A 15,998-nucleotide genomic window follows, 5' to 3' on the forward strand; every position below is an offset into this window, starting at 1 on the left:
TAATGATTATAAAACAACAAGAAATTTCATCTATTAATGAATTATCAGAAACCAATGAATTTCAAAAAATTGAATTAACAAACCATGAAACAACTGTAAGTAAAGGATTAATGGCAGAAAGTATTAAATATCTTAAAGATAAAAATATTGCAACTGAAGCCTTGATCCGCCCTCGCCTAGGAAACTATAATTTTAATGACCTTGAAGTTAAAATCATGGAAGCAGACATTTTTGAAGCTCAAGCATTAGGATTAGATTCAGTTGCAATTGGCGCAACAACTAAACAAAATAAATTAGACGAAGATGTAATGTATCAATTAATTGGTGCAAGTGGTGGAATGCAAATTACACTTAATCATGTATTTGATACATTAAAATTACAAGATCAAAAAAAAGCTATTGATTTTGCAAATGAAAATCAAATAGATCATATAATGATCAAAGCGGATTTTAATAACAAAGCATTTAAAACAAAAGTTCAGGATTTAATTAACTATAATCAAGGCACTGTACAATTTATTTTAACCGGTACAAATCAAGAAAAATTAGAAAAAATGTGTCATGATTTGGATATTAAATTAATGCTTATTGAAAAATAATTTTTAAATAAAAAAGCATGCATGAAAAATCATGCATGCTTTTTTACTATTTCCATATATTCAATCATATCAGTTGGCATTGGAGCTTCAAAATGCATTAACTTTTGTTTAAAGGGATGGTAAAATTCAATTTCCGCACAATGTAACCCTTGTCTTTGCAATGGCATTTGAATCTTTCCATTATATAATGTATCACCTATTAATGGATGACCTAAAAAATCTGAATGGACTCTAATTTGATGAGTTCTTCCTGTATGTAATCTAACCTTAGCAAAGGTACATTCTTTAAAGCGATTTTGAACAAAAATTTCTGTTTGAGCACTTTTACCAGTGCTTACAACTCTTCTTTTAATTAAACTATTTGGAACCCTTCCAATCGGTTCATCTATTATAAAATGATCTTGTAATAAACTACCACTTAATAATGCAAAATAAATCTTCTTTAATTCATGTTGATTTAATTGTTTTGATAACATTGCGGTAGCATAGCGATGTTTGGCAAATAATACCACACCAGAAGTATCCCGATCTAGTCTAGTTACAATATGGGGAATTATATCGTGATATCCTCTTAATTGATAATATCCATAAACACGATTAACTAATGAATCGCATGGTTGCGGAATAGACGGAATTGAATTTACATGTGGTGGCTTATTTACTATTAAAAAGTCTCGGTCTTCATATATTATATTTAATGGTACATATGACGGAACTAATTCTTTTTTACGATTTTTTTCTGCTGGAAATTCAATAGTCACATTAGTTCCATTTGAAATTTTGTCAACACAATAATTTTCTTTGCCGTTTATTAAAATTTTTCCGTCTTCATGACGGATTTTTGCCAATAAATGACGTGAAATTCCTTTGTTCTTGATAAAAGTTTTAAGTTTAACTGGCTCTTGACCTTCATACATCCAATTAATTTTCATACGAATCACCAATAAATGCCGTTTGAACACGACGCCAAAATGCAGTATGTCGATATTTAGCAAAACGAATTTTTCGTTTAGAAATTTTGAACATAATTTCTTCTATTTCTTTTCCGTATACTGTTTTTTGATCTAAAGTCATAAAATAATCACTAGTTTGATTAGGTCTAATTGTAATCCAATCATTTGGAGCAATAATCAACGGTGAACTTATTGTACGATAAACCAAATTATTTAACGACCCTATTTCCGTTAGTTGTAAAGCCGCTAAACTTGGATGAATAACCGCACCACCTAATGATTTGTTATAAGCGGTTGACCCAGTCGGCGTTGAAACACATAATCCATCACCACGAAAACGTTCAAAGAAATCTCCGCCAATATAAACGTCTGCTGCCATTGTCATTCCAATTCGTTTCAAAGTAGCTTCATTTAAAGCTAAAAATTTATCAGGCTTACTTTGATTTCGATAGTGTACACTTACATCTAATAGTGGATATGCAATTGCCTGTCCATTATCCGATTGTAGGCTAATAATTAAATCGTCTAATTCATCTAAACGCCAGTCAGTATAAAAGCCTAAATGACCTGTATGAACACCAACAAATCGAATATTTTCTAATTGATCTTCATAAGAATGAAATGCAGAAAGTAAGGTACCATCTCCACCAATTGTAATTACAATATCTGGATGTGTATCATCAAGAATAAAATGCCGCTCTTTAAATTTTGTAATGAGCTCATTTTTAATTCGCATTGATTTTTTGGTTTCATTTGCAAAAATTCCAATTTTCATTTTTCTTCTCTCTCTACCCTTTCATGTTCTATCTGACCACGTTTACGTTGAGCAAATAACTTCTCAGCTTCTTTAATATCATCATGAATATTTGACATTTCTGTATCTAATAAAAATGCTGCTTCTGCAGTTTTACGCAAGCGCATTGCAATTTCAGGAGGAAATTCGCCCTTATATTTATAATTTAATGAATGTTCAATTGTTGCCCAAAAATTCATTGCAAGTGTTCTAATTTGAATTTCTGCTTTTAAAAACTTTGTTCCACTAACTAATTCTACTGAATAACGAATAATAATATGATATGAACGATACCCACTTGGCTTTTTATGAGCAATATAATCACGTTCTTCTATAATCTCCATATCATGCCGTTTACGCAAAATACTTACGATTTGATAAATATCATCAACAAATTCGCACATTATTCTAACCGCAGCAATATCTTCCATATCTGTAACTATATTTTCTTTTGTTATATGTCTACGATGCATTTTTTCTAAAATACTCTCTCTTGTTTTTACTCGCCCAGTAACAAATTCAATTGGACCATGATTATTAGCATAACTTAGTTGATGTTTTAAACTATTTAATTTTAACTCTAATTCTGACACAGCTTGTGCATATGGTGCTAAAAACTCTTCCCAATTATCCATTTTGATTCTCCCTGAATATTTCTCTTTGTTATTCTAACACATTTTAATATTTAAAATTAAAAATCGAATATACATAATTGAAAACAAATTTATTGCAAAAATTATAACTTTTATATAAAGTAGATGTTGGATAAATTGATGCATGGGAGTCAATAAATATGTTAGAAGTATATCTATTTATTAATCCAATTAGTGAAACTTGCTATCAAACAGAAAAAAAGATTATTAATTTACTAAATGAATCAAATTATAAAATTCGATTCAGAGTTTTACCTTTGCTGACACTTAGTACTGTAAACTATGCAATGGAGCACGTTGGTTTACCTTGTGTAATGCGAAATCAAATTGTTGACACACTTTATCATGCGTCGCTAGATTATGAAGCAGCATTATTTCAAGGACAAAAACGTGGTCGTGATTTTCTTATCAATATTCAAGAATGCACTTTACGTAATAATTTTAAATATTCAGAAAAAATGGTACGTAACGTTGCACAAATTAGTCATTTAGATTGGAAAATTTTTGAAGAAGATCGCAAATCTAAATTAGCAGTCAAGACATTTCGGAAAGATCAACAAATTGCTGCTGAAATGAATATTTCAACTTATCCAACTGTAGTCTTAACTAACACTAAATTTCCAGACTATGCCTTCTCTTTAGACCCTTGGAAATCATTTGATAAATTAAAGCAATTAATTTTACAACCGGATAATTTTGCCAATTTTTCAACTAATTGTACACAGTCTCAATTTTTACGTCCAGCTAGATTAAAAGAATAGTAAATAAATAACCTAAGAGTAATACTCTTAGGTTATTTATTTTATAAAACTAACTCTTCTAATTGATTTAGTCTCTCTTCAAATATATTAAATGCTTTTTTAAGGTAATCACGTTGACTCATATCAACTCCAGCCTTTTTCATTGTTTGCACTGGATACTCTGAACTACCGGATTTTAAAAACTTAAGATAATCATTTGTATGCTCTTCACTATTATCTTCAATTCGTTTAGACAAAGTTGTAGCAGCTGCAAAACCAGTTGCATATTGATAAACATAAAAATCATAATAAAAGTGAGGAATTCTTGTCCATTCCAATGATATTTCTGGATCATTAAAAATATCTGGTCCATAATATTTCTGATTTAATTCACCATAATATTTTGAAATTGAATCTGCTGTCAATGCTTTACTATTTTGGTCCTGTACATGGATCCATTGTTCAAATTCAGCAAATTGAGTTTGACGGAAAACAGAACCTTTAAAACCATCTAAATAGTGATTTAAAATATATGCTTTTATTTGCGGATCCTTCTCATTTTCTAGCAAATAATCTGTTAAAAGATTTTCATTTGTAGTTGACGCAATTTCAGCAACAAAAATAGGATAATCACCATATTGGTAAGGTTGATTATGTGTAGTATAGTAACTATGCATACTATGACCCATTTCATGGACTAAAGTAAATAAGTTTTCTAATCCATCTTGCCAATTTAATAAAATATATGGTGCAGTATCATAAGTTCCTGAAGAATATGCACCTGTCCGCTTTCCTTTATTTTCAACTACATCAATCCAGCGATTATCAAAAGCTTCTTTTACATGAGAAATATAATCTTCTCCTAAAACATTTAATGCATCCAATGCTTTTTTCTTCGCTTCTTCATATGAAAATGAAATTGGGCATTTTCCAATAATTGGAGTATATAGATCATACATATGAACTTGTTTTAAATTTAAAAGTTTTTTTCGTAATTTTACATAACGATGTAATAATGGCAAATTTTGATGAACTTCATCAATTAATACATCATAAACCTCAGTTGGAATATGATTTTCAGTTAATGCAGCTTCTCTAGCACTATCAAAATGGTGAACATCTGCTAGGTAATTTTGAACTTGAACTTGTGCTGTTAAAGTTGTAGCAAAAGTGTTTTTAAAATTGCCATATGTTTTATAAAATGCTTTAAAAGCGTTTTTTCTTACATTTTGATCTGTTGATTCTAGTAATTTAGAATACGTTCCTTCAGAAAGTTGGATTGAATTTTCTTTTTCATCTTTTACAACTGGAAACTCTAAATCAGCGTTACTCAGCATTTCAAATGTTTTTTCAGGAGCATTATAAACATTTCCTGCTTTTGCAATCAAACTTTCTTCTTGATCACTTAATAGGTGATCTTTAACTGAACGTAGATCATCAAGAAAATGTTTAAATGGTACTAGTTTTTTATTTTTTAAAAATTCTATGTATTTTTGATCGTCAATGTGCGCAATTTCGGGTTGAAAAAATGCAGTTTCAGAAGCAATTTTTGTTCCTAAATTATCAGCTTCATTTTGCAATTTTTGATACTTTGCATTGGTTGTGTCCTGATCATTTTTCATTGATGCAAATACTGCCATTTTTTCATATTTTCTATAAATTAATAAATATGTTGAAAGTCCTTCTAAAAGTACATTACTATTTTGTGCTAAAATTCCCTTGTATTTCTTAAAATCGTTCAAAATATTAAGTAATTTTTTTTCGTCTATATGCCATTCTTCTGTTGAAGAATAAACTTTATCTAAATCCCATGTTAACTTAACAGGAATATCTGTACGTTTTGGTAATTTTTTTATTTCTGTCAATGTAATCACCTCAAATTAATTTTATCAAATATTTTTATTTTTCAAAATTATTAATATTTAAAAATGGTAATTGATAACATTTAACCAATGATTCCAACTTCAAATATTTACCAGCGTTATAATAAAATATAAGATTCTGATATATTGGTATTTTATAATTAACATCAAAACATTTAGTTAAAATTTGTTCAATATTGATTTTTTTAATATAACTTTCATTTTGTATCAATTTCATTTTCTCTGTAGGAAAAAAACGTAACTTCTTTTTTCTTCTTTGTTGTCTAATTTGATCATATTTAGAAATTTTAGGAATAATTAATTTATTTTTCCGTTTTATGAATAATTGGAACTCTTTCAAAGAATAGCAATACTTCACGCGATAAAAAGGTTTAATAAAATCGGCCTTTAATATTTGATAATATATTTCTAATCTCTGATCTATTGGATTTAAATATATTAAATAAAACCCTAAATTTGGATGAAATCGAAAAAATTTCGCATTCATTTGTGAGATTCTTTTATTGATTTTATATCTTGATCCAATAAACCAAAAGTCTTTAATTCCTAATTTATGATAATTCAAACTACGTTCTTTTAATTTATTAACTGATATAGGCGAGCATTGATATTCTAATGCAATTTTTTTAGAATTTTTTTCTAATATTACATCAATTCGTTGCCTTGTTCGTTTTAAATAATATTCTAAAGAAACCTTATAACCTAATTCTTCTCCCCATTTAGCTAATAACATTTTGCCTTCTTTATGTATTTTACTTTCTGCTATATTATTATGATTATTATTCATTTGATGAGCAAAATGTAATTGTTTTCCTTTTATGTCTCTTATTTTGACTGGCATTGAACATAATGGACAAAGATACTTAAAATTTTTATTTGCTTTTGATATATGTATTAGTTGTTTATTTATATTTACTGCATAAAACAAAAAAACCACCTCATTTTCTATATACGCAAATGAAGTAGTTTTTTTATTTTTTATAACAATTTATTGAAATAAAATTGGCTTTAAACCGTTCTTGTCTCATTTTATAACAGCATTATTGCTTGCCCCGTCAGTTTAAACTAAAATGCAAAGTGATATTTTACCCATTCAAAAGCATTACGATCTTTGATTAAAGTACCATGCTCTTCAAGTAACATTGGTGCAAAATCCATAACTTCGCCAAATTCAGACATATTAGATAATAAGTTATTAATTACATCACTTGTATATCTCTCATTAGAAATTGCAATTGCAAAATAATAATCTTCATCTAATTTAAACAAGTTAGAAATAAAACATATATTTGTATTAATAGATTTTACCATCATTACAAAATTATCAAAAGAATTAAATTTAAAAACTGCAACAGTTTGTTTTCTTAAACGCTTTGCTCTACCATTATTTTTAACATTATCTTTATCGGATTTTTCTTTATTTTTTTGGAAATCATCTAAAAACGATTTTGTTATTTTTTGTTTAGCATTTTGCATGTTCTTTTTTAAAAAATCTGTAACGTCTTCATCTAAGCCCATTTCATCTAACTGTTCTGGAGTAATATTAGACAACATAACACTTTTATTTTCATCAAGTTCTACGTCTTCTGGTAGTTTTATATTTTCAATTTTTTCAGGATCTACTTTTGTAATAAATAATTCTACACCTTCACCATTTGGAACTAATTGAAAAGTAACAGCACCATTGTCACGAAATTCATGTTCAGTATCAACTTCATCTAAAATGCTATGGAAAAATTCCTCTACATCTTGCTGATTTCCAATTAGATCTAAAAGCGAAATTCCTCGTTCTTCTAGGTCTGACTTTTCTAAAGAAACACGCATTGTATTTTCATTTATTTTTTCTTTTTCCATGAAGAGATCCTCCCTTCAAAAGTCTCTCAAAATTCAGATACTATCATAACAGAAAATAAACAAAAAGACCACCCTTCTATGAGTAGTCCTCCTGCTTTAAAACTTTACTTTAAAAGTCTGCCAATTTCTGTGCCTTTTCTAATTCTAAAACACGTACTTTACGTGGCAAGAAGCGTCTAATTTCGTCTTCATTATAACCAACTTGAAGACGTTTATCATCCATAATTATTGGACGACGTAACAATCCTGGGTCGGCTTGTAATAATTCAAATAACTGTTGTAATGGCAAATCGTCAATATCAACATCCAAATCTTGATAAGCTTTTGAACGTTTGGAAATAATTTCTTCTGTGCCATCCTCAGTCATTTGTAAAATTTGTTTAATTTCATCAATGCTAAGTGGATTGGAGAAAATATTTCTTTCTGTAAAAGGAATATCATGTTCTTTTAACCAGGCGCGAGCTTTTCTACAAGAAGTACAACTTGGTGATGTATATAAAGTAACCATAATTTTTCGCTCCTTTACTTATACCCATATCCAAATAACTACCTTACAATTTTTATTATACACTTATTTATTTAAAGTGCTATATGATTTATAGAAATCATAATAAATTTGGCCTGATTTTATATAATAATATAGATGGAAATTGCCGTTTTTCATTGATATTACAAGCTTTGTAATTTTATAATTACCCAAATTCATTGCACAATATATTCGTTTTATTTTATAGTAACATCAATTTATTTCTTATATATGATTTTAATCTATTTATAAACAAATTATAAACAAAAAAAGAGTTATAAAACATAACTCTTACATAATACACAATATATAAATACGGTGATCGGGGTCGAATGATATTATCTAAAAGCCTCTAGATAAGCTTTCTTGAATTCTTAATTTATTTTTTATGTGTTAATGTGTGTTTAAATTATTTGCCCATTGATTCATCATTTGTTGTTCAATATCTTTATCCACATGTACATAAGTATTCATAAACTCTTTTAAAGTATGTCCCAATCTCTCAGCTGCCCATGGATAACTTATATCACTCATGTTTCCTAATTTGGTAGCTACTGTGTGTCTTAAAGAATATAGTGACCATTTATATTTAGAATCTGGATTTATAGATGCTTCACTTCCTAACTTTTTTAACATTTTATTTAATCCAGTTTGAGTTATTGGAATATCCATTTTAACATCTCTATAATCTTTTAAATTAGTGAAAATAAAATCATTTTTATGTTCAATTTTATTTTCATTAAAATATTTTAACTGACATTTTTTAAATTTACTTAAATATAATGCTAGTTCATTAGAAATAGGAAGAGTTATCCTTTCTTCTCCTCTTTTTCTTGATTTCAGATGTCCATTTAATGATTTTATTCTATCGTTCCAAGCATCATTAATTCTAAAAATAAAATAACTATCTTCTTTTACAAGATTTTTCCATTTTAATCCTTGAACTTCTTGAGGTCTCATTCCAGTTTCTAGGTCAACCCAAATTGCTAACTTTGATACACATTCAGTTACCTTATTAAAATTAATTTCTTTTTTTATCACCTCTTTTAAATCTACTACTTCTTGATCCGATAAAATATATCTGGGAATTGGAATAGTTTTTTTACTTTGACTAAAAAATTTATCAATTGCTCGTTCAGGTACAGGATTTTTTTCAAAAATTATTCCAACTAATGTAGTTAGATAACTTCTCATATGAATAAGAATCCTTTTAATAGTAGAATCTTTGCCAATAGTTACATTTCTTTCGTTAACAAATTTTCTAGCAAATTCTCCAACTAGATTCTGATTCATATTTTTAGTTTTTATATTTAAGAAATACTTTTTACATACTTTCACTGAATATCTCCAATTATAATATGTTTTATATTCCCAACGATTATTTTTCCACTGCTGTTCAACAAAATTTTCAAAGCCTAAAGAAAATGGCTCTTCTGAAATATTATAATCGTACCCTTTTTCATACTTATTCCACATATCACGTTCAATTTTTTTTGCTGTGATTTTTGTTTTAGTATATTTTACAGGAATTTTAGCAGGCTTTTTAGTAATTTTATTAATTGGTTGGATTCTTACCATATACTCCCCACTATGTTTTCCTGAAGTCATCTTGGTAATTGCCATAAAATACACCTCTTTCGAGTTGTACTCTTATCTATTAACTTTTTCTTTGTCTTTCTTCTATTATATCAATAAAATAGTTGTTTTAATTATTTAGCAACCATTCTTTTACCTCATCTAATACATAATACTTTCTAGTATTTTTATCCAATTGATGATAAGGTAATCCTAATTTTAAAAGTTTACATAAGTATGTCCTACTTATCCCTAATTCGTTTATTAATTGTTGCCCGTTTAAAATATCATCTCCAAACAACATTTAAACATCTCCTTTTACGATAAACGCATACATAAGATTTAAAAACAAGTAAATAGCTTTAGCTAAGCTCATAGGAGTCTCACCTCTGACAAATTGTCAGCTACACTTATAACCTGCGACGGTCTTATCACGCTCGGATCATAACTATGTAGACGTATCATTATCTTAATAAGAAAGTCATGGCTAATAATTTTTGCTAAAAAATATCTTGAAACTAAATATTAATCGCTCCTTATTTTTCTTAATATAAATCTTGGCGTATTTATTTCAATGGCTCTTTTCCTATTAAAAAGTATTTACTTGTTTATTATTAAGTTTTCAAAGAACAAATAAGATTTTCATCTTTACATATATTAACTCGTACTAAATCACAGTTTTGTTGCAAAAAAAATAAAAGAATCATATTTTTTATAAACGTGATTCTTTTATATTAATTTCTTCACTTTACATTTTTCTTCCTATTAATTTTAAAATTTAATATCTCTTTTATTAATTTTGTTCGCATTCTTAATTTTAAACTGTCATCTACAGCTAAATTTATATTTCCACTGTCATCTTTAATTGGGCGTACCGCTTTTTTATTTATATATTGTTCATAATGTTTAATCACTTTTCCAATTGCTTTAACATTTCCACTTGTTGCTTTTTTTATAATAGAGTATGGAATTAATTTATATTCTTTCATTTATTTCTTCTTTCCATAAACTTCTTGATAAAAGTTAATCCATTCTTTCTATTTCTATAAATCGTTGATCTATCAACTCCCATCTTTTTTGATATTTCATCATCACTCATGTCCAGAAAATATCGTAATAAAATTATATTTCTTTTTTTCTCTGGTAATTGATCCAATGCTTCCGCAAGTGAATCATTTTCTATACCAACTTTTATTCCCTTAATATTAAAAAAATGATAATCAATACTATACTTCTCGCTTATTGAAAAATTATTAACCACTACATCCCCAACTGTAGAAAAATTTTCTTCATGTTTAGCAATTCTAAACAGATTGCGCAAATAATCCTTTCTTTCATTTTCAATTACTTTTTTGCAAATATAATCAAACTGCTTTTCAATGATTTCTTCAAATGATGATGTCATGAGGTACTCCCTCCTCTTAATAAGGAAAAGCGATTCAATATCATCTCCTTTCATTTATTAACCCGATATAAAAATGTTATTTGTTGCAAAAAAAAGCAAACTTTCTCATACTAGAAAAAGTTTGCCTTTTATACATAAACTAATAAATGTTTATCTCCGAAAATTATATATAAGTTTACACTAAATTTGTTCACTGCGCAAACTAAATCGAGTCTAAAGCCATAAAAAAAGTATCAACTACGTAGTGCAGCCAATACTTCTTCAAAATTTTAGAATCTATTTACTAACACAATTTTACAAATAGCACATTTTGTTAATTATATAATTTTTTAACAATTCCATTTAATTTTTTTTCTTCGACAGATATATCATTATTATCTTTTGATAATTCATGAATTTTCTTCGATATGTCTGAAATTTTAATATGAATTGGATCTCCATTATCAAATTTAGGCACTTTAATATTCTTTAAAACATCAATTCCACGGTTTAAACCAATAGCATATGCATCTATTATGTTTCTAATAAATGGAGCATTTAATATACCTGCTACATAATATGCTTCTCTCATACTATTTGTTGCTAACATTAATACCTTAGAATCAACCACTACAGGTTTATCTTTGCCGTTAAATATTTTTAAATCAGCATTAGGTAAAGTACTATATTCACCGATGGCAACAGCAGAAAAACTTTTAACTTGTTCTTTCCACACAACCTTATATTTAGAAAATGTATAATTTCCTACATTATCCAATCTATACCATGGCTGTTTATCAGGATCAAAAAATTTCCCACTTTGCTTTCTACTTGCTAATAATCCTTTTTTATAAAATTCTAACCATTCATATGTTTGTGGAGCTTCATCTGCAAGTTTTTCTTCAGCTAAACCATAAGGAGTATCAGGTTTATGAGGGACAATCATAAATTCATTAGAAACTACTTTCCACCGTTTAATATTTCTCCCTCCAAGCATTGGATAAATAAAATTGTTTTCAACAATTCCCTTGTGTTCTCCCTTACTTTTTAAATCCATTCTTCTTTGACGTGTCATATCATTCACAATTTCTAAGCCATTAGAAGTTACTTTTGGCTTTTTAAGAACATAAACACCTTTAGCTCCGGCAGGTTCAATTCCTTTTCTTCCACGATATGCTGGATTAACACCATTTAAGAGTACTTTATCTGAAATTTTATATTCAGAATTGGTAAGAGTAAGCCATGACGATTGTAAATTAGATGAATCAATTGGTTTGGCAATTAACTTAGTATTTGTTATATACTTTTTAACTGTTTCCCATGTTGCATGTGCATCAAAATTAATTTTCTTCTCATATTTCCATTCAAACCAATTACGCATTGGATATACTGTTCTTTTTCCTTTACGAAATAAAACACCTATTGTTCTAACAGTATGTTTAGGTTTAAAAATTTTAATATCATTAAAATCGTCCACTAATTCAACTTTAATAGGTATTTTTTGTCCATTTCTAGTTATCTCAAATTTTCTAAACCCTTCACCGCCTTTTGTAGATTTTATGAAAGTCCAAGGCAACAAAAAATATAATTTACCATTGTCTTTTAAATATTGATCTAAAGCTACATATGTTACAGCCATACCAAAGTCATCGTGTGTGGTTTTTTTATCATATGCATTTTTTTCAAAGATACCATAACTTTTCCAAACATCTAGAGTTCCTTCTCGATATGTTTTACTCATTGCTTTCCACGCAATCCATGGTGGATTTCCTACTACGTAATCAAACTTTTGTTTTAACATTACAGGGGCAAAACTATTTTTCAATATATGTCCCCAAAAAGAATCTTGCGAACTACGATGCAATGATGACAATTCTTCATACAACTCTTTAACAGCTTCCTGTTGGTGAGTACTTAAATTAAACTTTTTAAGAACTAATTTTTCAAAAACAGAATATCCTCGTGTTCGTTCAATAGAATCACTTATTTCATCTAGAAAGTCACTTGCTTCCGAAAAAGTATTAAACTTGGGAATTACAAAATTTGAAACTGATGTTTTGGCTACAAACGTATCATCAGATTCTTCGGAATATACAACCGGTGACAATACAGAATCAGATATATAAATTGGAATACTTAACGGTTCTGGGAATTTTGTAATAGGATCCTCAATAGAAGAAAATAATGTTAAGATATAATTTGCCTTTGCAGAAATTGCTGATATAGGGTTTAGATCAAAGCCGACAATATTATTTGTAATTTTTTTAGCTTCCAAATAGCTAATTTGATTATTTTTATTCGCTAAAACTCTTTTTAAAGATTGAATCACAAACGTTCCTGAACCACAAGTAGGATCGATAATTGTTTTGTCTATATTTCCATCATAACCAATTCGATCTAATGAGTGTTCAACAATCCAATCAGGAGAAAAATACTCTCCTAATAGATGTCTAATTTTATTTGGAATTAGCGTCATATAAATTTCTTGTAATATATCCTGAATTTCTTCTGGACGAACAATATATGTTGCAAGATCAAACTTATTAACAGTATCAGATACGTTTTTTATGATCTCTGATACTGTATTTTTATCATCTTTTGATGATAAATAGGTAAACCATTCATAATAATGAATTTCAAAAAAATTTGAAATGATTTTTGCGTTTTGCGTTCCTTTTCCTTCAAAAAGTTCTGCTATTTCACTCCAGGATAAATGAAAATCTATCTGTTCTGAAGGATCGGTTATTTTCTTGATAAAAGAGTCAATTAACATCTTCAAAACTATATTGAAAAATGTCTGTGTAGCAAATAAAAATGGTTTTGATTCAATTAATGAATTTTCAGAAATTCCGTAAAGTTTTCTAATATCTTCAGCTGTTGAATTAAATTCTGTTTCTTGATTTTCTTCTCCAAACATCTTTCCAAAAGTTCTGTCCCATTCATTATATAAAGTAGTTGTTCTTTGTGGAATAGGTATTTTCAACTGATTTTTAATTATTTGGTATAATTTCATTACACCATTTGATACCATTTTGGACTTAGGATTGAATACACGAGATAAGTTTTCTTTATCTTGTTGGTTGATGAAATTAACGTAATAATTTGTTCAATACCTTCTTTAAAGGGAAACGTTTTATATTTGAATTTATAATTCAAAGAAATTTTTTGTTTCCCATAAATATCCTCAAATCTTGTACGAGTTAAATCCAATTTATTAGATTCTTTTGATTTAGCAAATCGAGCTACTAACCACTGTTCGCCATCAAAACCTAAACCAAAAGTTTCCAAAATGGAATCATTAATCTCGTTTCCATTAATACTATTAATAATGTATTGATATAAACCACTATCATTTTTTTCTTGCTTTCTTCCAAAAAGAGCATCTTCTTTACCTCGTTGTTTTTTAAAATGTCCTTTTTTCTTATATTCAATTACTAAATTTGAAATTGTACCATCTGCACGACCGCCCCTTAAATAAGTGTGCTCAGATTGAAATAAAGCATTGGGTGCATAAATATTTTGAATTGGCAAAATTATATCAGAATACGCATAAATTTTAATATCATCTTCATTATAAAATTCATGAGATTGAAAATTTTTTGCTATTTCATTTATGTCTATACTTTTCATATATTTTTCCTCCAGTTAAAATTCAAAGCCTTTTTTATCTTCTTATCAAAATCAGACAGATTATTTTCGTAATTGTTATTAAAGAGTTTATTCAAATTTGGTAATGATCGTTTAAACTTCTTTTTAAACATCGTTTTAAATTCTTCTCCATCATTACTCAACGATAACATTGTTGTGATCTCAAATATCCTTTTATCAAGGCTTTGTCTATTGTCTATAATATCAGCAAAAATTATTTGAGAAAAGGTTAAAATCAACGTTTGTTTTTGATAAATAATTCTTGCCGTCAGCGTTTCATTCCATAATTTAAATAACGTTTGATACATTTTTAATAAATTTTCTTGATTACTATTTTCTAGTAGTTTGTTTAATTTATCTTCGTGAATAAAAATCCGTGTTAATTCATCAACCATTACTTGTTTATCCATAGATTGTCTCCTGATATGTTTGCGTATAGCACAGTTATTAATAATGAGCGTAGTCAGTTAAATTCCGTGTATTATAATGAAAAACAAACTCATTAACATATTTTTATAAGTGTTCCTTCGACCAAAAATGGTAAATTCCTAAAATACTAGTTTAAGTGTTGACCAAAAGTCTTCAATGATATTAGTTGTAATTTTGTCATTGACGTTGTGATGTAAATATAATTCAAAAACTTTGTCTTTATCGGTATAAAGTTCCATTGTTTGTTTAATATATGCGATAATTTAGTTAGTTCAAATAAATGTCTACTTCTACTCGATGAGTGGTAATTTACCATTACGTTGTATTAAGCCACAATTAGTGTTTTATCTTGCGTTGATTGTCCTTGTTTCTTACTAGCATGACGATTCTTATTTTTACCGCTAATATAAGTTTCATCAACTTCAACATTGCCATCAAAAATGGTTACCATTTTCATTCAAAAAGCATTTGCGAATGCGTTGTAACATAAACCAAGCTGTTTTTTGCGTTACACCAATATCACGTGCTAGTTGCACTGATGAAACTTTCTGGTTAGATGTTACTAGCCAAATTACCATAAACCACTTACGTAATGGAATTTTAGTGTTATCAAATAAAGTACCTGTTTTAACATTAAAATACTTACCACTTTCCTTACAGCGATAACGATTATTTTTACATTTATATACTTTTGAACCTTCAACGAATGGACTGGTAACATAACCATGCCAACGCATTTCAGTTAAATAGTCAATACAAGTTTGTTCGTTGGGAAAAGCTTTCTCTAAATCGAATAAGGAATTAAAATTACGCATGTTTACATCTCATTTCTATAATTTAATATACTATAAAGCAGATGATTGGTGTAATATTACAAAATAGAATAACTAACTAATTTGAGAGATTATCTCTAATTTATTTAAACTTGTATATAGTTTCCACTTTTTAAATAACTTTTATT

At 28.1% G+C, this 15,998-nt stretch carries 16 protein-coding genes and 1 pseudogene; 2 read left to right on the plus strand and 15 right to left on the minus strand.

The window, feature by feature from the left end:
* Positions 1 to 2 precede the first annotated feature (2 nt).
* On the plus strand, positions 3 to 599 hold the full coding sequence (locus tag QPK35_RS04850; RefSeq protein ID WP_290032866.1) for a copper homeostasis protein CutC: 597 nt from the start codon (positions 3 to 5) through the stop codon (positions 597 to 599).
* Between the two features lie 29 nt (positions 600 to 628).
* On the opposite strand, the gene QPK35_RS04855 is transcribed toward QPK35_RS04850, so the two are convergent.
* The 3 genes from QPK35_RS04855 to yjbM are packed head-to-tail and all read right to left on the minus strand — an operon-like array spanning position 629 to position 2,980.
* Complete coding sequence (locus QPK35_RS04855) at positions 629 to 1,531, minus strand: RluA family pseudouridine synthase (protein WP_290032867.1); 903 nt, start codon at positions 1,529 to 1,531, stop codon at positions 629 to 631.
* Positions 1,521 to 2,327, minus strand: coding sequence for an NAD kinase (locus QPK35_RS04860; RefSeq protein WP_290032868.1), 807 nt, complete (start codon positions 2,325 to 2,327; stop codon positions 1,521 to 1,523). The genes QPK35_RS04855 and QPK35_RS04860 overlap by 11 nt, the downstream gene beginning before the upstream one ends.
* Entirely contained in the window at positions 2,324 to 2,980 is a 657-nt protein-coding gene (gene yjbM, locus QPK35_RS04865) for a GTP diphosphokinase (protein WP_290032870.1), read from the minus strand. The genes QPK35_RS04860 and yjbM overlap by 4 nt, the downstream gene beginning before the upstream one ends.
* 158 nt (positions 2,981 to 3,138) lie before the next feature.
* Here yjbM and QPK35_RS04870 point away from each other — a divergent pair, with 158 nt between their 5' ends.
* The gene (locus tag QPK35_RS04870; protein WP_290032871.1) at positions 3,139 to 3,759 is read left to right on the plus strand and encodes a DsbA family protein; all 621 of its coding nucleotides are present in this window, start codon (positions 3,139 to 3,141) and stop codon (positions 3,757 to 3,759) included.
* Between the two features lie 41 nt (positions 3,760 to 3,800).
* On the opposite strand, the gene pepF is transcribed toward QPK35_RS04870, so the two are convergent.
* The 12 genes and pseudogenes from pepF to QPK35_RS08070 all read right to left on the minus strand — a co-directional run bounded on the left by pepF (position 3,801) and on the right by QPK35_RS08070 (position 15,852).
* Positions 3,801 to 5,603: an oligoendopeptidase F gene (pepF, locus tag QPK35_RS04875; protein ID WP_290032872.1), complete on the minus strand. Its 1,803-nt coding sequence runs from the start codon at positions 5,601 to 5,603 to the stop codon at positions 3,801 to 3,803.
* A 34-nt stretch (positions 5,604 to 5,637) separates the two neighbouring features.
* Complete coding sequence (locus QPK35_RS04880; protein WP_290032873.1) at positions 5,638 to 6,549, minus strand: competence protein CoiA; 912 nt, start codon at positions 6,547 to 6,549, stop codon at positions 5,638 to 5,640.
* 137 nt (positions 6,550 to 6,686) lie between these two features.
* Entirely contained in the window at positions 6,687 to 7,475 is a 789-nt protein-coding gene (locus QPK35_RS04885) for an adaptor protein MecA (protein WP_290032874.1), read from the minus strand.
* 109 nt (positions 7,476 to 7,584) lie between these two features.
* Positions 7,585 to 7,983, minus strand: a complete 399-nt coding sequence (gene spxA, locus QPK35_RS04890) for a transcriptional regulator SpxA (protein WP_290032875.1) — start codon at positions 7,981 to 7,983, stop codon at positions 7,585 to 7,587.
* A gap of 411 nt (positions 7,984 to 8,394) precedes the next feature.
* The gene (locus QPK35_RS04895; RefSeq protein ID WP_290032876.1) at positions 8,395 to 9,624 is read right to left on the minus strand and encodes a tyrosine-type recombinase/integrase; all 1,230 of its coding nucleotides are present in this window, start codon (positions 9,622 to 9,624) and stop codon (positions 8,395 to 8,397) included.
* Positions 9,625 to 9,706: 82 nt separating this feature from the next.
* On the minus strand, positions 9,707 to 9,880 hold the full coding sequence (locus QPK35_RS04900) for a hypothetical protein (protein WP_290034278.1): 174 nt from the start codon (positions 9,878 to 9,880) through the stop codon (positions 9,707 to 9,709).
* Between the two features lie 439 nt (positions 9,881 to 10,319).
* Positions 10,320 to 10,565: a helix-turn-helix domain-containing protein gene (locus QPK35_RS04905; protein ID WP_290032877.1), complete on the minus strand. Its 246-nt coding sequence runs from the start codon at positions 10,563 to 10,565 to the stop codon at positions 10,320 to 10,322.
* Positions 10,562 to 10,981: a sigma-70 family RNA polymerase sigma factor gene (locus QPK35_RS04910; protein ID WP_290032878.1), complete on the minus strand. Its 420-nt coding sequence runs from the start codon at positions 10,979 to 10,981 to the stop codon at positions 10,562 to 10,564. Before QPK35_RS04910 ends, QPK35_RS04905 begins: the two co-directional genes overlap by 4 nt.
* A 313-nt stretch (positions 10,982 to 11,294) precedes the next feature.
* Complete coding sequence (locus QPK35_RS04915; protein ID WP_290032879.1) at positions 11,295 to 13,991, minus strand: Eco57I restriction-modification methylase domain-containing protein; 2,697 nt, start codon at positions 13,989 to 13,991, stop codon at positions 11,295 to 11,297.
* Positions 13,973 to 14,590, minus strand: a complete 618-nt coding sequence (locus tag QPK35_RS04920; RefSeq protein WP_290032880.1) for a hypothetical protein — start codon at positions 14,588 to 14,590, stop codon at positions 13,973 to 13,975. Before QPK35_RS04920 ends, QPK35_RS04915 begins: the two co-directional genes overlap by 19 nt.
* The gene (locus QPK35_RS04925; protein WP_290032881.1) at positions 14,587 to 15,018 is read right to left on the minus strand and encodes a hypothetical protein; all 432 of its coding nucleotides are present in this window, start codon (positions 15,016 to 15,018) and stop codon (positions 14,587 to 14,589) included. Before QPK35_RS04925 ends, QPK35_RS04920 begins: the two co-directional genes overlap by 4 nt.
* Before the next feature lie 37 nt (positions 15,019 to 15,055).
* Positions 15,056 to 15,852, minus strand: a pseudogene (locus tag QPK35_RS08070) (IS1595 family transposase).
* Positions 15,853 to 15,998: the final 146 nt, after the last annotated feature.

The sequence above is a fragment of the Ligilactobacillus cholophilus genome (genome assembly GCF_030389495.1).
Classification (GTDB): domain Bacteria; phylum Bacillota; class Bacilli; order Lactobacillales; family Lactobacillaceae; genus Ligilactobacillus; species Ligilactobacillus cholophilus.